We start from the raw sequence: 19,918 nt of genomic DNA, 5'->3' as shown, positions 1-19,918 counted from the left end.
CACCCGCAGCGTCCACGAGGGCGGCCCGGTCGGGCCGCCCTCGTCCGTACTCTGGTCGGTCCGTGCAGTCCGTGGTCCAGGTCGAGCCGCTCACGACCGCCCGCGCACTGCGCGGGCCGTTCGACTACGTCCGGCCGGAGGGCGCCGAGGTCGGGTCGCTGCTGGAGGTCCCGTTCGGCCGCCAGACGCTTCGCGCGGTCGTCACCGCCCTGGCCGACAGCAGCCCGCACGAGCTCGCGGTGCCGCGCCGCGTGCTGCCCGAGGCGATCCCGCCGGAGCTCGTCGCCCTCGGCCTGTGGATGGCCCGCGAGTACTGCTCGACCCCCGCGCGGGCGCTGTCGCTGATGCTGCCGCCCTCCGGGGTGCGCGCGAAGGCCCAGCTGTGGGCGGAGCCGACCGCGGCGGGCCGCGACCCCGGCCCGGAGGTCCGCCTGACCGACAACCAGCGCGCGCTGCTCGCCGCGCTGCCGCGGTTCGCGGGAACCGACCTCGGGGCGCTGCGGCGCCTGGAGAAGCGCGGGCTCGTCACGGTCGCACCGCGGGACCGCCGCCGCGCCCCCGAGCACGTCGCGGTCGGGGCGCGCCGCGACCCGCCCGTCCTCAACCCCGAGCAGGAGGCGGCCGTGCACGCGATCGCCACCGCCGGGCCCGGGGAACGGCTGCTGCTGCACGGGGTGACCGGTTCGGGGAAGACCGAGGTGTACCTGCGGGCCGCCGAGCAGACGCTGCGCGCCGGGGCCGGCGTGATCGTCCTGGTGCCGGAGATCGGGCTGACGCCGCAGATGATCGCCCGCTTCGTCGACCGCTTCGGCGACACCGTCGCGGTGCTCCACTCGGGCCTGAGCCAGGGCGAGCGCTACGACGAGTGGCGGCGCCTGCGCGACGGCGAGGCGCGGATCTGCGTCGGGCCGCGCTCCGCGGTGCTCGCGCCGCTGCGCGGCGTCGGCCTGGTGATCGTCGACGAGGAGCACGACGGCACGTACAAGCACGAGGGCGACCCCCGCTACGACGCCCGCCTCGTCGCCCAGCGGCGCGCCGAGCTCTCCGGCGGGGTGCTCGTCGTCGGCAGCGCCACGCCGCGCCCGGAGTCGGTGCACGCGCTGCGCCGCATCCGGCTGGCGCACCGCGCCGACGGGGCGCGTCTGCCGCCGGTCCAGATCGTCGACATGCGCGCGACCGCGGCCGGCACGGTCCTGCACCGCCGCACCCACGACGCGCTCGTCGACGCCCGCAAGGCGATCGTCCTGCTCAACCGGCGCGGCTGGTCGAACTTCCTCACCTGCCGCTCCTGCGGCCACACGTGGGAGTGCCCGCAGTGCGACGTCACGCTCGTGCTGCACCGCGCGGAGGGCGCGATGTCCTGCCACCACTGCGGTCACCGCGAGCCGGTGCCGCGGGCGTGCCCGGAGTGCGCCTCGGTGTCGCTGGCCCGCCACGGGACCGGCACCGAGCGGCTCGAGCACGAGCTCGCGCGGATCGCGCCCGTCGTGCGCCTCGACGCGGGGGTCGCGAACCCCGGCGAGGCGCTGCAGCGCTTCGAGCGCGCCGACCGGGCGATCCTCGTCGGCACGCAGGTCGTCGCCAAGGGCCACGACTTCGCCGACGTCGACCTCGGCGTGGTCGTCGACGCCGACGGCACGCTGCGGTTCCCGGACTTCCGCGCCGAGGAGCGGACGTTCAGCCTCGTCACCCAGCTCGCCGGTCGCGCGGGTCGCGGCGGGGGCGCGGGCCGGGTGCTCGTGCAGACGCTCGACCCCGACGCCCCGTCGATCATGCACGCCGTCCGGCACGACAGCGACGGGTTCCTCGAGGGCGAGCTCCAGCGCCGCCGCGCGCTGCGCTACCCGCCGTTCGCGACACTCATCCGGATCGTCTGCTCCTCCACCGAGCCGGGCGCCGCGCACGCCGCCGCCCACGCGGTCCGGACCGCCGTGGACGCGGCCGGGGGCGCGGGGGACGGCGCGATGCTGCTCGGTCCCGCACCGCTGTTCCGGCTGCGGGGCCGCGAGCGCAGCCAGCTGGTCGTCAAGGGCCCGGACCGCTACGCGGCGATCGAGGCGGCGGGGGTCGCGGCCGCCGCCGTCCGGGCCGCGAAGGCCCACCGGACCGCGAACCTGTCGGTCGACGTCGACCCGCAGTAGGCCCGGGGCCGCGCGCCGATACCCTTGGGGTGATGTCCGACGTCGACGAGAAGACCGAGCTGGTCCCCGACGAGGAGGCCGACGGCGGCCGCCCGACCCGCGAGGTCCCGCCGCCCGACCCCGAGGCGCTCGCGCGCCGCCGGGAGGCGCTGAAGCTCGTCAAGCAGTTCGGCGACCCGGTCCTCAAGACGAAGGCCCGGGCGATCGAGGACTTCGACGACGAGCTGCGGCTCGAGGTGCAGCGCATGGGCTCGCTGATGGAGGACTCGATGGGCATCGGGCTCGCCGCGCCGCAGCTGGGCGTCCCGACGCGCCTGCTCGTCTACCGGCTGAGCTCCGAGGCGCCGCTCGCGGCCCTGGTGAACCCGGAGATCGAGTGGTCCAGCAAGGAGACCGAGGTCTTCGAGGAGGGCTGCCTGAGCCTGCCCGCGGTCGTCGTCGACGTCGAGCGCCCCGTGCACGTGCGGGTCCGCGCGCTCGACGAGTGGGGCGAGGAGCAGATCATCGAGGCGTCCGGCCTCGAGGCCCGAGTCATCCAGCACGAGATGGACCACCTCGACGGCGTGCTGATCCTCGACCGCACCACGCGCGCCCAGCGCAAGGAGGCGATGCGCGCGCTGCGCGAGGCGCAGGAGCGCGGGGTCCGCGGCCCCGACCTCGGCGACTGAGCCCGGTCCGCGTGCGCACCGTCTACCTCGGCACCTCGGACTTCGCGGCCGCGATCCTCGGCCGGCTGGCCGACACGCCGCACCGCCCCGAGCTCGTCGTCACCCGCCCGGACCGCCCGAAGGGGCGCGGCCGCGCGCTGCAGTCGCCGCCGGTCGCCGACCTCGCGCGCCTGCTGGGCATCCCGCTGGACCAGCCGCAGGACGTCAACGGTCCCGAGGCCCGCGAGCGGATCGCCGCCGCCCGGCCCGACGTGCTGATCGTGTGCGCGTTCGGCGCCCTGATCAAGCAGGAGCTGCTCGACGCGCACGAGATCCTCAACGTGCACCCGTCGCTGCTGCCGCGCTGGCGCGGCGCGGCCCCGATCGAGCGGGCGATCATGGCCGGAGACGCCGAGACCGGCGTGGCGATCATGCGCCTGACCGCGGGCCTCGACAGCGGCCCGGTCGGGCTGCTGGAGCGCGAGCCGATCCGCGAGGACGACACCTACGGGGCGCTCGCCCGCCGCCTGCAGGACCTCGGCGCGACGCTGCTGATCCGCGCCCTCGACGACCCGCCCGTCTACGAGGAGCAGGTCGAGGACGGCGTCACCTACGCGGAGAAGCTCACCGCCGAGGACCGCACGCTGGACCCGGGCGCCCCCGCCGCCGAGCAGGTGCGCGTCGTGCGCGCCCTGAGCCCGCACATCGGCGCGCGCCTGCAGCTGCCCGACGGCTCGTTCCTCGGCGTGCGCGACGCGCGCGTGGGGGAGGACGGGACGCTCGAGCTGCTCGAGGTCCAGCCGCCCGGCAAGCGAACGATGTCCTACGCGGACTACCTGCGCGGCCGCAGCTGAGCGTCCCGGCGCAGGACCTCCGCGGTCGGCGCTGAGGTACCGTCCGGCCCATGTCCGCGGTCAGCCCGGCGCGTGCGACCGCGCTGCGGGTCGTGCGGCGCGTCTTCGAGCAGGGGGCCTACGCCGACCGGGCGCTGCGCGCCGAGGCGGAGGGCCTGGATCCCCGCGAGCGGGCGCTCGCCAAGCGCCTGGTGTTCGGGGTCGTGCAGCGGCACGGCACGCTGGAGTGGATCGTCTCCCGCCACGCGAAGGGACGCCTGCAGCCCGAGGTCCGCGCCGCCCTCTGGCTCGGGCTCGAGCAGCTGCTGTTCCTCGACGGGATCGCCGACCACGCCGCGATCTCCGAGAGCGTCGAGCTCGCGAAGCCCGGCCCGGGCCACAAGGTCGTCAACGCGATCCTGCGCCGCGTCCAGCGTGAGGGGATCGAGCTGCCCGCCGACACCGACCCGCAGGGCGCCGCGATCCGCCACAGCCACCCGGAGTGGCTCGTGCGCCGCTGGTGGGACGAGCTCGGCGCGGACGAGACCCGGGCGTTGCTGGCGGCCAACAACGAGCCCGCGGAGCTCGTGCTGCGGATCAACACGCTCGTCCCCGTCGACGCCTCGCAGCTGCCGCCCGGCCGCCGCGAGGACGACGCGCTCGTGCTCGACGGGCCGTTCGACCTGGCGGGCTCGCCGCTGTTCGCCGCGGGCGCGATCACCCCGCAGTCCCGGGCCGCGCAGCGCGTCGCCCGGTTCCTCGGGCCGCGCCCGGGCGAGCGGGTCCTCGACCTCTGCGCCGCACCGGGTGGCAAGACCGCCCACCTCGCCGCGCTGATGGGCGGGGAGGGGGACCTCGTCGCCGTCGAGCAGCACACCGGCCGGGCCGGGGTGCTCCAGCGGACCTGCGAGCGCCTGCACGCCCGCAACGTCACCGTCGTGGTCGCCGACGCGTCGCGGTTCCAGACCGACCGGCCGTTCGACCGCGTGCTGCTGGACCCGCCGTGCTCCGGGCTGGGCACGCTGCGCTCGCACCCGGACCTGCGCTGGCGCGTGACCGAGGCCGCGATCACGCAGCTCGCCGCGCTGCAGGACCGCATGCTCCAGGCCGCCCGGGGCGCCCTGAAGCCGGGGGGCACGCTCGTCTACTCCACCTGCACGATCTCCCGGGAAGAGGAGCGTCTGGTCGGCGACGAGCGCTTCCAGACGCTCCCGCACCGCGACGGGACCGACGGGTTCTACGTCGCCCGGGAGACCCCGTAGGCTCCCTGCTCGATGTCCGCCGAGTGGGAGATCGGGCCGGCGTGCCCGAGCTGCAAGGAGCCCTGGCTGCGCCCCACGTCGCTGCCGGGCCGCTACCGCTGCGTCTCGTGCCTGCACCGCTTCGAGCTGCTGTCGGTGTGCGCCGACTGCGGCGAGCACGGCACGATCGTGCGGATGAGCACCACGGCGATGACGCTCTGCAACCACTGCGGGGCATCGATGCTCGCCGAGGTGTAGAACCCCCGGTGGCATGAGCTCCATCGAGATCGCCCCGTCCATCCTCTCCGCCGACTTCGCGCGCCTGCACGACCAGGTCGCCACGGTCGTCGAGGCCGGCGCGACGTGGGTGCACATCGACGTCATGGACGGGGTCTTCGTGCCACCGATCACGATGGGCCCGATCGTCGTCAGCGCGCTGCGGGAGGCGTTCGGCGACCGCGTGGTCCTGGACTGCCACCTGATGATCGACCGGCCCGAGCGGCAGGTCGACGCGTTCGCGCAGGCGGGCGCCGACGTCATCACCTTCCACGCCGAGGCGACCGCGCACAGCCACCGCGTCGTGCAGGCGATCCGCGAGCACGGCGTCAAGGCCGGGATCGCCGTCTGTCCCGGCACGCCGCTCGGGGTCTTCGAGGAGGTCGAGGTCGACCTCGCGCTCTGCATGACCGTGAACCCCGGCTGGGGCGGTCAGCCGTTCATCCCGACGTCCCCGGCGAAGATCGAGCGGATGCGCGCGCTCGTCGGTCCCGACGTCGCGCTCGAGGTCGACGGCGGCGTGGACGCCCGCACCGCGCCGGTCGTCGTGCAGGCGGGGGCGGACAAGCTCGTCGCCGGCTCCGCCGTCTTCTCCAAGCCCGACCCGGCCGCCGCCTTCCGCGAGATCGAGGCGGCCGCGCGCGGCGCGGCCTGACGCGCGCGGCGGCGCCGCGGACCGCTCAGACCGACCGGCAGAACGCGACGAACCGGGCGGTGTCGGTCCACACCGGCCCGTGGCCGACGCACACGACCGCCGGCTCGAGCTCCCCAAGACGCCGCAGCGACGCGCGGTTGGTCTCCGGGTCGGGGGTGAACCAGCCGACCGGCTCGCGCGGGCCGCGCGGGAACAGCAGCAGCGAGTGCTGCGTGTTGAGGACGTCCCCGGCGATCAGGACGCGGTCGGACTCGCGCCAGAAGCAGACGTGGCCGAGCGAGTGCCCCGGGGTCTCCAGCACCGTGAAGCCGCCGACCACGTCGCCTTCGGCGAGCGTGCGCGCCACCGGGTGCGCGGGTCCGGTGAAGAGCCGGTCCATCAGCGTGTTGATCGGGTGGGACCGCTGACGCTGCCGGATGAGCGACGGGTCCTCGACCGCGGGGGCGTCGAGCTCGTGCACCCACAGGGGGATCCCGAGGGCCTCGCAGACCGCGTGCGAGGAGCCCTGGTGGTCCGGGTGCGCGTGCGTCAGCGCGTGCGCGGCGACGGTGCGCCCCTGCAGCGCCTTGAGGATCCGCTTGGCGTCGCCCCGGCCCATCGCGTCGACGAGCACGTCCCCGATGAGGAAGCAGTTGACGGCCAGCGGCGGGAAGCCGGTGATCAGGTGGACGTCCGGGGCGATCTCGCGCATCCGCGGACCCTACCCCGGCTCCCCGGGGTGCCGTAGGGGAGGTTCCCGATGGGCGACGACCCGCGCGTCTGCGACGCTGACGGTCATGTCCACCCACCCTTCCGGTCTTGCGGCGCCCACGGCCGCCGACCTCGTCGTCGCCCACGAGCTGACCCGCCGCTACGGGGAGGGCGAGGCGGCCGTGCACGCCCTCGCGGGCGTCTCCGCCACGTTCCCCGCCGGGGAGTTCACGGCGATCATGGGCGCCTCCGGCTCGGGCAAGTCGACGCTCATGCACTGCCTCGCCGGGCTCGACCGGCCCACCGGCGGCACCGTGCGCCTGGACGGCGTGGAGATCACCGCCCTGGACGACGCGAAGCTCACCGAGCTGCGCCGCGACCGCATCGGGTTCATCTTCCAGTCGTTCAACCTCGTCCCGGTCCTCAGCGCCGAGGAGAACATCCTGCTGCCGCTCTCGATCGCCGGACGCCGGCCCGACCGCGAGTGGATCGACCAGCTCGTCGGCATCGTCGGGCTGCAGAACCGGCTCACCCACCGTCCCGCGGAGCTGTCGGGCGGTCAGCAGCAGCGCGTCGCGGTCGCCCGCGCGCTCGCCTCCCGGCCGGCGATCGTGTTCGCCGACGAGCCGACCGGCAACCTCGACTCCAAGACCTCCGCGGAGGTGCTGGCGCTGCTGCGCCGCAGCGTCGACGAGTTCGGTCAGACGATCGTCATGGTCACCCACGACCCCGACGCCGCGGCGATCGCCGACCGGCTCGTCACGCTCCAGGACGGCCTCGTCGTCTCCGACGAGCGCGTCACGCCGCGCGTGCCGACCGGCGCGTAGGGGCCGACGATGCGCAAGGTCGCCCTCCGCGGGCTGCTCGCCCGCAAGACCCGGCTCGCGCTGACCGCGCTGGCCGTCGCCCTCGGCGTCACGCTGATCGCCGGGACCTACGTCTTCACCGACACGATCAACTCGTCGTTCGACCGGATCTTCGCGGCCTCCTACGCGCAGACCGACGCCGTCGTGACCCCCGACGACGAGGTCACCGCCGCCCAGTTCGGGCAGACGGAGTCGATCCCGTCCTCCGTGGCGGACCGCATCCGCACGCTCCCGCAGGTCGCCTCGGTCGGCGGCAGCGTCTTCGACCAGGAGGCGACGATCCTCGACCGCAAGGGCGACCCGGTGTCCTCGGGCGCCCCGAACTTCGTCGCGTCGATCCAGCAGGACCGGCGCTTCGAGTCCTTCGACGTGCTCGAGGGCCGCCTGCCGCGGCGCGCCGACGAGGTCGCGCTCGACCGCTCGACCGCCGAGCGCAAGGGCTTCGAGGTCGGCGGCACCGTCGACATCGTCGCCAAGGAGCCGCGGCGGACCTACCGACTGGTCGGTCTGGTCGGCGTCGCGGGCGTCGACTCCTACGGCGGCGCGGCCGTCGCGCTGATGACGCTCCCGGAGGCGCAGCGCATCACCGGCAAGGCGGGCCGCTTCGACGAGATCGCGATCGCCGCGAAGGACGGCACGAGCCCGTCCGCGCTGCGCGACGCCGTGCGCGCCGCGGTGCCCGACCGGCGCTACGACGTGCGCACCGGGCAGGAGGAGGCGCGCGACCAGACCGAGACGATCAAGGACAACCTGTCGTTCCTGCCGACGGCGCTGCTGGCCTTCGCCGGCATCTCGCTGTTCGTCGGCGCGTTCATCATCTTCAACACGTTCTCGATCACGGTGACGCAGCGCGCCCGCGAGTTCGCGCTGCTGCGCACGCTCGGCGCGTCCCGCGGCCAGGTGCTGCGCAGCGTGCTGACCGAGGGGCTGGCGCTCGGCGCGCTCGGCAGCGCGGTCGGACTGCTGCTCGGCATCGGGGTCGCGAAGCTGCTGAAGGCCCTGTTCTACGCCGTCGGGTTCGACCTCCCGTCGCAGGGCACCGTGCTCGAGACCCGCACGATCGTCGTCTCGCTCGTCGTCGGGGTGCTCGTGACGCTGCTGGCGAGCCTCGCGCCGGCGCTGCGCGCCACGCGCGTCCCGCCGGTGGCCGCGCTGCGCGAGGGCGTCGCGCTGCCGGAGAGCCGCTCGTCGCGGCTGGCGTTCCCGGCCGCGGTCGTCCTGACCTCGATCGGGATCGTGCTGCTCGTCGTCGCGCTCGTCGCGGTCGACGACGCGACGACGGGGCTCTCGCTGGCGGGGGCGGGCGCCGCCGCGACGTTCCTCGGCGTCGGCCTGATGAGCCCGAAGCTCGTCGGCCCGATCGCCGCCGTCGTCGGCCGCGTGTTCGGCAGCGGGGTCACCGCGCGGCTGGCCCGCGAGAACTCGGTGCGCCAGCCGGGCCGCACGGCCGCGACCGCCGCGGCCCTGATGATCGGCGTGGCGCTGGTGAGCTTCGCGTCGATCTTCGCCGCGAGCGCGAAGGAGACCGTGTCGGGCTTCATCGACCGGGGCCTCGCGGGCGACGCGGTCATCCAGCACCAGAACGGCTTCGACCCCTTCTCCGGCGCGGTCGCCGACCGGGTCGCGCGCGTCCGTGGCGTCGAGACGCTGTCGGGCTTCCGCTTCGCTCAGGTGCGCCTGGACGGCGAGGACGAGGACGTCACCGGCGTCGACCCGCGCACGGTCACCCGCGTCTACAACGTCACGAGCGGCGGCGACGTGATCTCCGGGCTCGGGGACTCGGAGGTCGCGGTGTCCCGCGACTTCGCGAAGGACCGCGGCCTGCAGGCGGGCGACACGCTCACCGTGCGCACCCCGCGGCGGTCGCAGCTGCGGCTGCGCGTCGCCGGGACGTTCGAGGACAAGGCCGACCTGCTCGGCGACCTCGTCCTGCCCGACGCCACCGTCGCCCGCGACGTCGGCGTGGCCAACGACTCCTACGTCTTCCTGCGCTACGCGCCGGGGACGGACACCGCCGCCACCAAGCGAGCCGTCGCGCGCGTCCTGGACCGGGCGTTCCCGCAGACCGAGGTGCTGACCGCGAGCGAGTTCAAGGACGAGCAGGCCGGCCAGATCGACCAGCTGCTCGGCATGATCTACGCGCTGCTGGCGCTCGCGATCATCGTGTCGCTGTTCGGCATCGTCAACACGCTCGCGCTGTCGATCACCGAGCGCACGCGCGAGCTCGGCATGCTGCGCGCGATCGGCACCTCACGCCGGCAGGTCAAGGCGATGATCCGCAAGGAGTCGGTGATCATCGCGGTCATCGGCGGCGTCCTGGGCCTCGCGGTCGGGGTCGTGCTGTCGATCGTCTTCACCCAGGCGATCGACGAGATCGTCCTGCACGTCCCGGGGATCTCGCTCGTGCTGCTGCTGGCGCTGTCCGCGCTCGCCGGGGTGCTCGCCGCGGCCCTGCCCGCCCGTCGCGCGGCGCGGCTGAACGTGCTCGAGGCGCTCGCCCACGAGTAGGCCGGTCAGGCGGCGGGGCGCGCGGGCGTCCCGCCGCGGTACACCGCGGTCAGCAGCGCGCACAGCAGCGCGGCGGCGGCCAGGTACCCGGTCTCCGCGCGCACGAGCTGGTCGTCGATCACCGGCACGACCATCCAGACGACGAACACGGCGGCACCGAGCAGCCAGGCGCCCGCGGCCAGGCGGGCGCGGCCGCGCGCCAGGGCGGCCTGGTTCAGCGTCCCGGCGACGAGGTGGAAGCCCATCCCGACCCCGACGGCGGCGAGACCGAGCCGCCCGTAGTCGTAGGCCTCGTCGAACAGCAGGTCCATCGCGAACGGGCCGAGGACGAGCAGCCCGAGCGTGATCGCGGCCGCGAACCCGGTGATCGCCAGCACGGTCACCCGGATCGCGCGGGCGAACGCCTCGCGGCCCTCGGTGGCCTCGAGCCCGGCGAGATGGGGCAGCAGCGAGGTCTGGATCGACTGGAACAGCTGCAGCGGTGCGCGGGCGATCATGAAGGCGTTGAAGACCACGCCCGCCAGCGCGTTGCCCGCCGACGCGGCGACGGTCAGCACCGCGACGTTCAGCAGCGTCTGCTCGGCGAGCTGGACCATCGCGACCGACAGCGCGAAGTCCGCGCCCTCCCGCAGCTCGCCCCGACCCGCAGGCGCGGCGGCCGGGGCCGTGGGCAGCTCGCCGGCGGCCTCCCGGCGGCGGTACCGCACGAGGGCGGCGGGCACGACCAGCAGCGACGCGAACGGCGCGGCGAGGATCCCCAGCGCGACGGCCGTCTGGCCGGACGCGATCCCGACCGCGACGGCCACCGGGAAGAGGATCCGGGCGATCGACTCGAACAGGACCAGGCCGCCGTAGAGCGCGAACCACTGGTGCCCGGCGAAGTAGCCCCGGGCGAAGTACGAGGCCGCGTACGCCAGCGCCGCCCCGACGAAGATCCAGAACAGCGTCTCGGACTCCAGCCGGTCCTCCAGCGTGCCCTTGAACGCGAGCGCGACGACGAGGAACAGCAGCGCGAACGAGCCCTGGATGATCAGCGGGGTCCGCAGCGAGGCGGCCTCGCCCCCCAGCGCCCGGGACGTCGCGAGCGTGCGGGACAGCAGCTGCTCGACCGGTCGGTAGATCACCGACATCACGACGAACAGCACGCTCCAGAGGAACGCGACGGCCCCGTACTCGGACGGGCTCAGGGTGTGCGACGCGACCGCGAAGTACGCGAACGTGAAGACGCCCGTGGACGCGATCCCCAGCGAGAGGATCCGCGCACCGCGGGCGTAGGCGCCGTCGTCGGACGGCGCGGCCGGCGCGGCCGCCACGCGCCCTACTTCGCGAGGCGGACGAGCAGCATCGTCCACGGGAACGGCGAGCGGGCCTGCACGACCTCGCCGTGCTGCGAGAGCAGCTGCACGAACGAGCGCTTGGACCAGTGGTTGATGTGCCCCGGGGTATTGCCGAGGTCCTTGAGGTACGCGCCACGGGCCATGTTCAGGCCGCGCCACAGCGGCTCGCGCGGGACGCTGACCAGCAGCCAGCGGCTGGCGACGCGCGCCATCTCCGCGACGGTGTGCGCCGGGTCCGGCACGTGCTCGAGCACCTCGATCGCGGTCGCGACGTCGAACTCGCCGTCGGCGAACGGGAGGTCCTCCGCCTTCATGATCCTGTACTCGAGGTTCGGCGCCTGGCGCTGGGCCCAGCCGGCCTGGATCGACTCCTCCTCGAGGTCGATGCCGACGACGCGCTTGTCCCCGAGCTTCTGCGCCCACTCGTGGATGAGCACGCCCTCGCCGCAGCCGACGTCCAGCAGCGACTGCGGATCGGCGGCCTCGAACAGCTCGTCGAGGGTCGACTCGAAGTTCGCCATCAGCCGCTTGACGACCGGGTTGGTCGAGCCGTACTTGTCGTACGTGTTGCCGGTGACGACGCCCTCGGCGTCGGTGGTCGTGGAGGGGGTCATACCTTGAGGGCCTCGTGCTCCCCGGTGCGCTGCGCGCCGGCCCCGGCGCCCGTGGTGGGCGGCTGGCCGGTCGGCTTGGCGCCGGGCTCGTAGTGGGACGGGGGGACGCCCAGCTGCAGCTCGATCCGGCGCACGCGCTCGAAGATCCGCTGGGACATGATCCGCTGGGCGTAGAGGAGGTCGCCGATGACGCCGAGGACGGCGACGACGACCGCGGCGTTGAACAGGACGGCGCCGAAGATCAGGGACTGCACGTGCCCGGCGCCGTCGTCCTGCACGTACGCGACGAAGAACCGGATCCAGGGGATCATCGCCAGCAGCGCCAGGACGAGGGCGATCCGCAGGAACACCTTCAGCGGCTCGTACTGCGTGTAGATGCGGCTGATGGCCACGGCGTTGCGCCGCACGTAGGAGCCCATCGACGGGAACAGCCGCGACTCGCGCGTCTTCGGGTTCGTCCCGATCGCGACGTGGTCGGTGGCGACGAGCAGCTTGCCCGCCTGGATGATCGTCTCGAGCGTGTACGTGTACTTCGAGACGACCGCCATCTGGATCGCCGCCTCGCGGTTGTAGGCGCGGAAGCCCGAGGTCGTGTCGGGGACCGTCGTCTCCGACGCCTGGCGCACGACCCACGAGCCCGCCTTCTGGAGCCGCTTCTTCAGCGGCGAGAAGTGCTCGATGTTGTCGGTCTCGCGGTCGCCGACGACCATGTCGGCGCGGCCCGCGACGATCGGCTCGACGAGGCGCGGGATGTCGGCCGCGGAGTACTGGTTGTCGGCGTCGGTGTTGACGATGACGTCGGCGCCGAGCTTCAGGCACGCGTCGAGGCCCGCCTGGAAGCCCGCGGCGAGGCCCTTGTTGTTCGTCAGCTTGACGATGTGGTCGACCCCGCCCGCCCGGGCGACCGCGATCGTCCGGTCCACCGAGCCGTCGTCGATGATGAGCCACTCGACCACGTCGAAGCCGGGCACCTCACGGGGGAGGTCCGCCAGCGTCGCGGGGAGCTGCTCCTCCTCGTTGAAGCAGGGAATCTGGATGATGAGTTTCATAGAGAAGGTCCGCCCGGTCTACCCGCGCCGTCCGCCCGAGTTACTGCCGGAGCGCGTGCCTGCCCGCCGGGGCGCGGGCGGCGGAAGGGTCGGCGATGTGCCGTACACTCGACGCGCAGTATCCCAGAGGGCCCGGCAGCACGCGCTCGCGCCGGTCCTCCGCTCGTCCATGGAATCCGCGACCCTCACCCGGCCCCGGTCCGGACCGCAGGCGCGGTCCGGCCTCGCCGCGCGCCTGCCGGCACGCGGCCGGCGCCTCGTCCCGGCGCTCGGGCTGGCGGGCCTCGTGGTCGCCGTGGTGGTCGGGTTCTTCGTCTACCCGACCTACCCGAACTACGACTCGGTCTACTCGCTGGTCTGGGGTCGCGAGCTGCTCGACGGCACGAACCTGAGCTTCGAGGCCTACCGCGCGCCGACCCAGCACCCGCTGGCGATCCTGTTCGGCGCCGCGCTCGTGCCGCTGGGCGAGGGTGCGGACCGGGTGATGATCGCGTTCACCTGGCTGAGCTTCGTCGTGCTCACGATGGGGATGTACCGGCTCGCCGCGCGCGCGTTCACGCCCACGATCGGGCTGATCACCGCCGCGCTGCTGTGCACGCGCTTCGACTTCCCGTTCCTCGCGGCCCGCGGCTACCTCGACATCCCGTTCCTCGCGATGATCGTGTGGGCCGCCTGCCTGGAGCAGGAGCGCCCGCGCCGCGGCACCCCGGTGTTCGCGCTGCTGGCGCTCGCCGCGATGCTGCGCCCCGAGGCCTGGCTGATCATCGGCCTGTACTTCCTCTGGTGCGCCTGGCCCGCGGACTGGGGCACGCGGGTCCGCTACGCCGTCTGGACCGCGAGCGGCCCCGTGATCTGGGCGCTGACCGACCTGATCGTCACCGGCGACCCGATGTACTCGCTGACGCACACCAGCGGCCTGGCGGAGGAGCTGGGCCGCGCCTCCGGGATCGGCGCCGTGCCCTCCGCGACCGTCGAGTTCCTCACCCGCCTGGACAAGGCGCCCGTCGCGATCGCGGGCCTCGCCGGCTTCGCGCTGGCCGCCTACCTCGTGCCGCGCCGCGTCGTGATGCCGACCGCGCTGTTCCTCGTGGGCCTGGGCACCTTCGCGGCCGTCGGCCTCGCCGGACTGTCGGTGATCCAGCGCTACCTGCTGGTGCCCTCGCTCATGGTCATGGTGTTCGCCGCCGTCGCGCTCGGCGGCTGGACGCTGCTGCAGGCCGGCCGCGCCCGCACGGCCTGGGCGGTCGCCTCCGTGCTCGTCGTCCTCGGCGGCACCTTCTACACGGCGACGCGCGTGAACCTGAAGGTGTTCGACAACGAGCTGACCTTCCGCAGCGAGTACCGCACCGGGCTCGAGGACGTCCTGCGCTCTCCCGCGGTCCAGGCGGGCCTGAAGTGCGGCGTCGTGTCGGTCCCCAACCACAAGCTCATCGCCGACGTCCGCTGGATCCTCGACCTGCCGGCCGACAAGGTCGTCGCGCGGACCGACACCGTCCCCGACAAGGAGACCGGGAAGGGCGGCGACGGACTGCGCCGCGCCGAGCAGGGCGGGGTCGCGATCTACGCGGCCAACCGCTCGGTCCTGATCCGGCAGGTCCTCACCGACGGCATGGACGCGCCCGCCCAGACGTCGATCCTGCCGGGCTACACCTACGCCGCGTCCTCGGACGCCTACGGGGCCTATGTCCGCTGTTGATCACCTGACGCACCGCGACCGCGACCGCGCCCCGGCGTCGCCGCCGCCGGGCGTCCCGCCGCGCCGCCGTGGCGCGCGCGACCGCGCCCGGGCGGAGCTGCGCGACACCGTCGCCCGGGCCCGTGCCTGGCGTCCCACGCGCTGGTCGGCGGCGATCGTCGCGCTGCTGCTCGGGTCGTTCCTCGTCCGCATCTGGGGCGTCGACCACGGCATGCCGTACGCGTACAACGCGGACGAGAACGCGCACTTCCTGCCGAAGGCGATCGGCCTCTTCGGCCACGGCTGGAACCCGCACTACTTCGTCAACCCGCCCGCCTACACGTACGTCCTGCACATCGTCTTCGCGGGCTGGTTCGGCGGCCGCGAGGCGGTCGCCAGCCAGTTCGCCAGCGACCCGACCGAGGTCTGGGTCGTCGCCCGGGTCACCGCTGCGGCGCTCGGCACGCTCGGGATCTGGCTGCTCTACCTGGCCGGCAAGCGGTTCTTCGACCGGCGCGTCGGCCTGCTCGCCGCCGGGCTCATGGCCGTGGCGTTCCTGCCGGTCTTCTACAGCCACCTGGCGCTCAACGACGTCCCGACGCTCGCCCCGATCTGCCTGTCGCTGTGGGGCACCGCCGGGATCCTGCACCGCGGCTGGACCCGCGACTACGTGGTCGCCGGGCTCGGGCTCGGCCTCGCCTGCGCCACGAAGTACACCGGCGGCATCGTGCTGCTGCCGCTGCTGGCCGCCACCGTCTTCCAGATGCTCCAGGCCGGCACGACCGAGGGGGCGCTCGTGCACCTGCGCCGCGTCCTCCTGGCCGGCGTGATGGCGACGATCGGCTTCGTCGCCGCGAACCCCTACGCCGTCCTGGCCTTCGACGAGTTCCGCGACGGACTCGAGCACCAGACGACGGTCTCCGGTGACTCGTTCGGCAAGCTCGGCCTGACCCACGACAACGGCATCGAGTACTACCTCTGGGCCTTCACCTGGGGCCTGGGCTGGGTGCCGATCCTCGCCGCGGCGATCGCGATCGGCGTGCTGCTGGCGGTCGACCGGCGCATGGCCGTCGTGCTCGCGCCCGCGCCGCTGATCTTCCTCTACTTCATGGGCGGCCAGGAGCGGTTCTTCGGCCGCTGGCTGCTGCCGATCTTCCCGATCGCCTGCATCCTCGCCGCGTTCGTCGTCATCTGGGCCGTCGACCGCCTCGCCCGCCGCACCGGCCCGACCTGGAAGCCCGCCCTGATGAGCCTCGGCGTCGTGCTGCTGTGCGGCCAGGGACTCCTCTACAGCCTCCACAGCGGCCTCGTGCTCAGCCGCGACGACACCCGCAACCTGACGCGCGCGTGGATGGTCGAGAACGTCGCGCCGCGCTCGAAGATCGTCGTCGAGCCGATCGTCCCCGACGCCTGGGCCCAGGACGCCGAGTCGATCATGCGCCAGACGACCGGCAACGGGAACCGCTGGATCAAGTTCCCGACGAGCCGCTCGAACATCGCCAACGACGGGTCGTTCATCCCCGACCCGGGACGGATCGTGAACATCGAGGACTACGAGCGCACGCTGGCCCCCGAGCTCATCGACCGCTACGAGGAGGACCAGTACTGCTACGTCGTGTCCGGCTCGACGCAGCGCGGGCGCGCGGAGGCGGAGCCCGAGCAGGTGCCCGGCGCGATCGCGTACTACAAGGAGCTCGAGAAGCGGTCGATCCTCGTCCGCGAGGACTCCCCGTACCGCGAGGGCGCCGACCCGGTCGACTTCAACTTCGACTGGTCGTTCCAGTACTACCCGCTGGCCTACCACCGGCCCGGTCCGCTGATCCGCGTGTACCGGCTGACCGGCGGCCGCTGCGCCTTCAAGGGCCGGTAGGCGCGGCCCCGCCCGCGGCGGGCCACCCGGACCCTGGCCCGAGGCCCGCGGTCCCTATCCTGCAGGTGGCCCCATGCAGCGGACCGAGACCGACCACGTCCACCTGGCCCGCGCCATCGAGCTCGCGGAGCTCGGGGTGGGCCGCGTGCACCCCAACCCGGTCGTCGGCGCGGTCGTCGTGAAGGACGGCACGGTCGTGGGGGAGGGGCACCACGCCGAGTTCGGCGGACCGCACGCGGAGCGCGCCGCGCTCGCCGCCTGCGGCGACGCCGACGTGCGCGGGGCGACGATGTACGTGTCGCTGGAGCCGTGCTGCCACACCGGCAAGACGCCGCCGTGCACCGAGGCGATCGTCGAGGCCGGGATCGCCCGCGTCGTCGTCGCGGCCGACGACCCGAGCGAGAAGGCCGCCGGGCGCGGCCTGGGGATCCTGCGCGACGAGGGCATCCAGGTGGACGTCGCCGGCGGCGAGCTCGCCGCCCGCGCCCGCCTGCAGAACCAGGCCTTCCGCAAGCACGCGCGCACCGGCCGGCCCTGGGTGCTCTTCAAGAGCGCGATGACGCTCGACGGCAAGGTCGCCACGAAGACCGGCGACTCCAAGTGGATCTCCAGCGAGGAGAGCCGCGAGCTCGCGCACTGGTGGCGCAGCACGGTCGACGCGGTCGTCGTCGGCATCGGCACCGCGCTCGCCGACGACCCGCAGCTCACCTCGCGCATCGAGCGCGCCACCCGCCAGCCGCGCCGCGTCGTGTTCGACTCCGAGGCCCGGCTGCCGCTGGACTCCGCCCTCATCGCCGCCGCCCCCGAGCTGCCGCTCTCGGTGATCGTGTCGCGCGCCGCACCGCGCACCGCCACCGACGCGCTCGAGATGGCCGGGGCGGATGTGATCGTCGCAGCGGGCGAGAACGAGCCCGCGCGCGTGCGCTCCGCGCTCGCCGCCCTCGGGGACCGCGGGATCGCCTCGATCCTCCTGGAGGGCGGGCCGCGCCTGGCGGGCGCGTTCCTGGACGCGGGCGAGATCGACGAGGTCCGCCTGTTCCTCGCGCCGCTGCTGCTCGGCGGCCGCAGCGCCCGCGACCCGCTCGAGGGCGAGGGCGCCGAGACGATCTCCGAGGCGCTGCGGGCGCTCACGCTCGAGACCGAGCGGATCGCCGACGACATCCTCATCAGCGCACGACTGCGGGAGTGGTGAAGCGAATGTTCACGGGACTGGTCGAAGATCTCGGGACGGTGCAGGAGCTGCACCAGACCGACGACGGCGCACGGATCGTCGTGCGCACGCGCCTGGCGGCGCAGCTGGGGCAGGGCGACTCGATCGCCGTGAACGGCTGCTGCCTGACCGCGCTGGACCCGACCGCCGAGACGTTCGCCGCCGACGCGATCCAGGAGAGCCTGCGCCGCACCGCGCTCGGCGCACTCGAGCAGGGCTCGCCGGTGAACCTCGAGCTCGCGCTGCGCGCCGACGCGCGCCTGGGCGGCCACATCATGCAGGGGCACGTCGACGGCGTCGCGACCCTGCGGGACATCCGCGAGGAGGGCTTCTCGCGCGTCCTGACCTTCGCGGCCGACCCGTCGCTGCTGCGGTACGTCGTCGAGAAGGGATCGATCGCCGTCAGCGGCGTCTCCCTGACCGTGTCGGCGGTGGACGAGGACTCGTTCGCCGTCTCCCTGATCCCCGAGACCCTGGAGCGCACGACGCTCGGGACGCTGGCGCCCGGGGCGCCCGTCAACCTGGAGGTGGACATCGTGGCCAAGTACGTCGAGAAGCTGGTGGGACGATGAGCACGCAGGAGATCGCGTTCTCCACGGTCGAGGAGGCCCTGGAGGACATCGCCGCCGGCAAGATGATCGTCGTCGTCGACGACGAGGACCGCGAGAACGAGGGCGACCTCGTCATGGCGGCCGAGTTCGTCACGCCCGAGGCGATCAACTTCATGACCCGCCAGGCGGGCGGCTGGATCTGCGTCGCGCTCACGCCCGACCGCTGCGACGAGCTCGGCCTCGAGCTCATGTCGCTGAAGAACGAGTCCGCCTACGAGACGCCGTTCACGGTCACGATCGAGGCGCGCGAGGGCGTCACCACGGGCATCTCGGCCGCCGACCAGGCCACGACGATCCGCACCGCCGTCGACCCCGCCAAGGGCAAGGCCGACATCGTCGTCCCCGGGCACGTGCACCCGCTCAAGGCCCGTGACGGCGGCGTGCTCGAGCGCACCGGGCACACCGAGGCGTCCGTGGACCTCGCCCGCCTCGCGGGCTGCCAGCCCGCCGGCCTGATCTGCGAGATCCAGAACGAGGACGGGACGATGGCGCGCCTGCCCGACCTCGTGCCGTACTGCGCCAAGCACGGGCTCAAGCTCATCACCATCGCCGACCTCATCGCGTACCGGCGCCGCCACGACAAGCTCGTCGAGCGCGTCGTCGCGACCGGCATGCCGACCGCGTTCGGCGAGTTCACCGTGATCGGCTACCGCAGCCTCGTCGACGACAAGCACCACGTCGCGATGGTCAAGGGCGACGTCGACGGCCAGGACGAGGTCCTCGTGCGCGTGCACTCCGAGTGCCTCACCGGGGACGTCTTCCACTCCCTGCGCTGCGACTGCGGCGAGCAGCTCGAGTCGGCGCTCTCGATGATCGAGCAGGAGGGGCGCGGCGTGCTGCTGTACCTCTCCCAGGAGGGCCGCGGGATCGGCCTGCTGAACAAGCTGAAGGCCTACAAGCTGCAGGAGGAGGGCTACGACACGGTCGAGGCCAACCTCAAGCTCGGCCTGCCCGCCGACCTGCGCGACTACGGCATCGGCGCGCAGATCCTCGTCGACCTCGGCCTGTCGTCGATCCGCATCCTCACGAACAACCCGAAGAAGATCCGCGGCCTCGAGGGCTACGGGCTGTCGGTCGCGGCCCAGGTGCCGATCGAGCACGCCCCGAACCCGCACAACGCCGCGTACCTGCGCACGAAGAAGGAGCGGATGGAGCACATGCTGCACCACCAGGGCCTGAACCTCGACGAGGAGCTGCTGCACACCGAGCGCGAGGCCGACCGGGCCAAGCGCGAGACCGGGGACCAGGCCTGATGGCGCGCTACGCGATCGCGGTCGGGACGTTCTACCGCGACCTCGCCGACCGGCTGATCGACTCCGCGCGCGGCGCGTTCGAGGAGGCGGGGGCGGAGGGCGTCGACGTCTTCGAGGTGCCGGGCGCCTACGAGCTCCCGATGGTCGCGAAGTACGCGGCCGAGTCGGGGCGCTACGCGGGCGTCGCCTGCCTCGGCGCGGTCATCCGCGGCGAGACCACCCACTACGACTACGTCTGCGGCGAGTCGGCCCGCGGGATCATGGACGTCCAGCTCGCGACCGGCGTGCCGTGCGCGTTCGGGGTCCTGACGGTCGAGAACCTCGACCAGGCGCTCGCGCGCTCGGGCGGCGGCAAGCGCGACCAGGGCGCGCACGCCGCCGAGGCGGTCCTGGCGCTCGTGGCACTGCGCGAGCAGCTCTCGTAGGGGAATTCGGCGCCGCC

The 19,918-nt window shown here is 73.5% G+C and carries 18 protein-coding genes; 14 read left to right on the top strand and 4 right to left on the bottom strand.

From position 1 onward, the window contains the following. Window positions 1-62: 62 nt before the first annotated feature. From priA to rpe, 6 genes are read left to right on the top strand one after another with little or no spacing between them, the layout of a single operon-like run. Window positions 63-2,141: a primosomal protein N' gene (gene priA, locus GKE82_RS04115; RefSeq protein ID WP_154732403.1), complete on the top strand. Its 2,079-nt coding sequence runs from the start codon at window positions 63-65 to the stop codon at window positions 2,139-2,141. Between the two features lie 32 nt (window positions 2,142-2,173). Then, on the top strand, window positions 2,174-2,809 hold the full coding sequence (gene def, locus GKE82_RS04110; protein ID WP_230316086.1) for a peptide deformylase: 636 nt from the start codon (window positions 2,174-2,176) through the stop codon (window positions 2,807-2,809). 11 nt (window positions 2,810-2,820) lie between these two features. Beyond that, the gene (locus GKE82_RS04105) at window positions 2,821-3,642 is read left to right on the top strand and encodes a methionyl-tRNA formyltransferase (protein WP_309233398.1); all 822 of its coding nucleotides are present in this window, start codon (window positions 2,821-2,823) and stop codon (window positions 3,640-3,642) included. Between the two features lie 50 nt (window positions 3,643-3,692). After that, window positions 3,693-4,883 (top strand): 16S rRNA (cytosine(967)-C(5))-methyltransferase RsmB, encoded by a 1,191-nt coding sequence (rsmB, locus tag GKE82_RS04100; RefSeq protein WP_154732402.1) that lies wholly within the window; start codon window positions 3,693-3,695, stop codon window positions 4,881-4,883. Between the two features lie 12 nt (window positions 4,884-4,895). Further along, entirely contained in the window at window positions 4,896-5,120 is a 225-nt protein-coding gene (locus tag GKE82_RS04095; protein ID WP_107570480.1) for a zinc-ribbon domain-containing protein, read from the top strand. Between the two features lie 13 nt (window positions 5,121-5,133). After that, window positions 5,134-5,793 (top strand): ribulose-phosphate 3-epimerase, encoded by a 660-nt coding sequence (gene rpe, locus GKE82_RS04090; RefSeq protein WP_107570479.1) that lies wholly within the window; start codon window positions 5,134-5,136, stop codon window positions 5,791-5,793. Window positions 5,794-5,818: 25 nt separating this feature from the next. Here rpe and GKE82_RS04085 read toward each other — a convergent pair whose 3' ends face one another. Then, window positions 5,819-6,484 (bottom strand): MBL fold metallo-hydrolase, encoded by a 666-nt coding sequence (locus GKE82_RS04085; protein WP_107570478.1) that lies wholly within the window; start codon window positions 6,482-6,484, stop codon window positions 5,819-5,821. Window positions 6,485-6,569: 85 nt separating this feature from the next. Between GKE82_RS04085 and GKE82_RS04080 the strand changes: the two genes are divergently transcribed. Next, entirely contained in the window at window positions 6,570-7,310 is a 741-nt protein-coding gene (locus tag GKE82_RS04080; protein ID WP_154732401.1) for an ABC transporter ATP-binding protein, read from the top strand. Window positions 7,311-7,319: 9 nt separating this feature from the next. After that, window positions 7,320-9,857: an ABC transporter permease gene (locus GKE82_RS04075; RefSeq protein WP_154732400.1), complete on the top strand. Its 2,538-nt coding sequence runs from the start codon at window positions 7,320-7,322 to the stop codon at window positions 9,855-9,857. 5 nt (window positions 9,858-9,862) lie between these two features. Here the strand turns inward: GKE82_RS04075 and GKE82_RS04070 are convergent, their stop codons facing one another. From GKE82_RS04070 to GKE82_RS04060, 3 genes are read right to left on the bottom strand one after another with little or no spacing between them, the layout of a single operon-like run. Next, window positions 9,863-11,170 (bottom strand): lipopolysaccharide biosynthesis protein, encoded by a 1,308-nt coding sequence (locus GKE82_RS04070; protein WP_154732399.1) that lies wholly within the window; start codon window positions 11,168-11,170, stop codon window positions 9,863-9,865. A gap of 5 nt (window positions 11,171-11,175) precedes the next feature. Next, a complete protein-coding gene (locus GKE82_RS04065; RefSeq protein ID WP_107570474.1) occupies window positions 11,176-11,808 on the bottom strand; it encodes a bifunctional 2-polyprenyl-6-hydroxyphenol methylase/3-demethylubiquinol 3-O-methyltransferase UbiG in 633 nt (210 codons plus the stop codon). After that, window positions 11,805-12,857, bottom strand: a complete 1,053-nt coding sequence (locus GKE82_RS04060; RefSeq protein ID WP_107570473.1) for a glycosyltransferase family 2 protein — start codon at window positions 12,855-12,857, stop codon at window positions 11,805-11,807. The genes GKE82_RS04065 and GKE82_RS04060 overlap by 4 nt, the downstream gene beginning before the upstream one ends. Window positions 12,858-13,026: 169 nt before the next feature. Between GKE82_RS04060 and GKE82_RS04055 the strand changes: the two genes are divergently transcribed. From GKE82_RS04055 to ribH, 6 genes are all read left to right on the top strand, one after another. Further along, on the top strand, window positions 13,027-14,553 hold the full coding sequence (locus GKE82_RS04055; RefSeq protein WP_107570472.1) for a hypothetical protein: 1,527 nt from the start codon (window positions 13,027-13,029) through the stop codon (window positions 14,551-14,553). Next, entirely contained in the window at window positions 14,540-16,402 is a 1,863-nt protein-coding gene (locus tag GKE82_RS04050) for a glycosyltransferase family 39 protein (protein WP_154732398.1), read from the top strand. The genes GKE82_RS04055 and GKE82_RS04050 overlap by 14 nt, the downstream gene beginning before the upstream one ends. Before the next feature lie 73 nt (window positions 16,403-16,475). Then, a complete protein-coding gene (ribD, locus tag GKE82_RS04045; RefSeq protein WP_154732397.1) occupies window positions 16,476-17,594 on the top strand; it encodes a bifunctional diaminohydroxyphosphoribosylaminopyrimidine deaminase/5-amino-6-(5-phosphoribosylamino)uracil reductase RibD in 1,119 nt (372 codons plus the stop codon). Between the two features lie 5 nt (window positions 17,595-17,599). Next, complete coding sequence (locus GKE82_RS04040) at window positions 17,600-18,184, top strand: riboflavin synthase (protein WP_107570469.1); 585 nt, start codon at window positions 17,600-17,602, stop codon at window positions 18,182-18,184. Then, window positions 18,181-19,476 (top strand): bifunctional 3,4-dihydroxy-2-butanone-4-phosphate synthase/GTP cyclohydrolase II, encoded by a 1,296-nt coding sequence (locus GKE82_RS04035; RefSeq protein ID WP_107570468.1) that lies wholly within the window; start codon window positions 18,181-18,183, stop codon window positions 19,474-19,476. The genes GKE82_RS04040 and GKE82_RS04035 overlap by 4 nt, the downstream gene beginning before the upstream one ends. Next, window positions 19,476-19,901: a 6,7-dimethyl-8-ribityllumazine synthase gene (gene ribH / locus GKE82_RS04030; protein ID WP_230316085.1), complete on the top strand. Its 426-nt coding sequence runs from the start codon at window positions 19,476-19,478 to the stop codon at window positions 19,899-19,901. The genes GKE82_RS04035 and ribH overlap by 1 nt, the downstream gene beginning before the upstream one ends. Window positions 19,902-19,918 lie beyond the last annotated feature (17 nt).

This window comes from Conexibacter sp. W3-3-2, assembly GCF_009707605.1.
Classification (GTDB): domain Bacteria; phylum Actinomycetota; class Thermoleophilia; order Solirubrobacterales; family Solirubrobacteraceae; genus Paraconexibacter; species Paraconexibacter algicola.
This window is presented reverse-complemented; position numbering and strand designations above follow the sequence as displayed.

Excerpts from the sequence above, each read along its gene's own strand:
- def (WP_230316086.1), top strand. The coding sequence starts at position 2,174 with ATGTCCGACGTCGACGAGAAGACCGAGCTGGTCCCCGACGAGGAGGCC.
- rsmB (WP_154732402.1), top strand. The coding sequence starts at position 3,693 with ATGTCCGCGGTCAGCCCGGCGCGTGCGACCGCGCTGCGGGTCGTGCGG.
- GKE82_RS04095 (WP_107570480.1), top strand. The coding sequence starts at position 4,896 with ATGTCCGCCGAGTGGGAGATCGGGCCGGCGTGCCCGAGCTGCAAGGAG.
- rpe (WP_107570479.1), top strand. The coding sequence starts at position 5,134 with ATGAGCTCCATCGAGATCGCCCCGTCCATCCTCTCCGCCGACTTCGCG.
- GKE82_RS04085 (WP_107570478.1), bottom strand. The coding sequence starts at position 6,484 with ATGCGCGAGATCGCCCCGGACGTCCACCTGATCACCGGCTTCCCGCCG.
- GKE82_RS04080 (WP_154732401.1), top strand. The coding sequence starts at position 6,570 with ATGTCCACCCACCCTTCCGGTCTTGCGGCGCCCACGGCCGCCGACCTC.
- GKE82_RS04075 (WP_154732400.1), top strand. The coding sequence starts at position 7,320 with ATGCGCAAGGTCGCCCTCCGCGGGCTGCTCGCCCGCAAGACCCGGCTC.
- GKE82_RS04065 (WP_107570474.1), bottom strand. The coding sequence starts at position 11,808 with ATGACCCCCTCCACGACCACCGACGCCGAGGGCGTCGTCACCGGCAAC.
- GKE82_RS04060 (WP_107570473.1), bottom strand. The coding sequence starts at position 12,857 with ATGAAACTCATCATCCAGATTCCCTGCTTCAACGAGGAGGAGCAGCTC.
- GKE82_RS04055 (WP_107570472.1), top strand. The coding sequence starts at position 13,027 with ATGGAATCCGCGACCCTCACCCGGCCCCGGTCCGGACCGCAGGCGCGG.
- GKE82_RS04050 (WP_154732398.1), top strand. The coding sequence starts at position 14,540 with ATGTCCGCTGTTGATCACCTGACGCACCGCGACCGCGACCGCGCCCCG.
- ribD (WP_154732397.1), top strand. The coding sequence starts at position 16,476 with ATGCAGCGGACCGAGACCGACCACGTCCACCTGGCCCGCGCCATCGAG.
- GKE82_RS04040 (WP_107570469.1), top strand. The coding sequence starts at position 17,600 with ATGTTCACGGGACTGGTCGAAGATCTCGGGACGGTGCAGGAGCTGCAC.
- GKE82_RS04035 (WP_107570468.1), top strand. The coding sequence starts at position 18,181 with ATGAGCACGCAGGAGATCGCGTTCTCCACGGTCGAGGAGGCCCTGGAG.
- ribH (WP_230316085.1), top strand. The coding sequence starts at position 19,476 with ATGGCGCGCTACGCGATCGCGGTCGGGACGTTCTACCGCGACCTCGCC.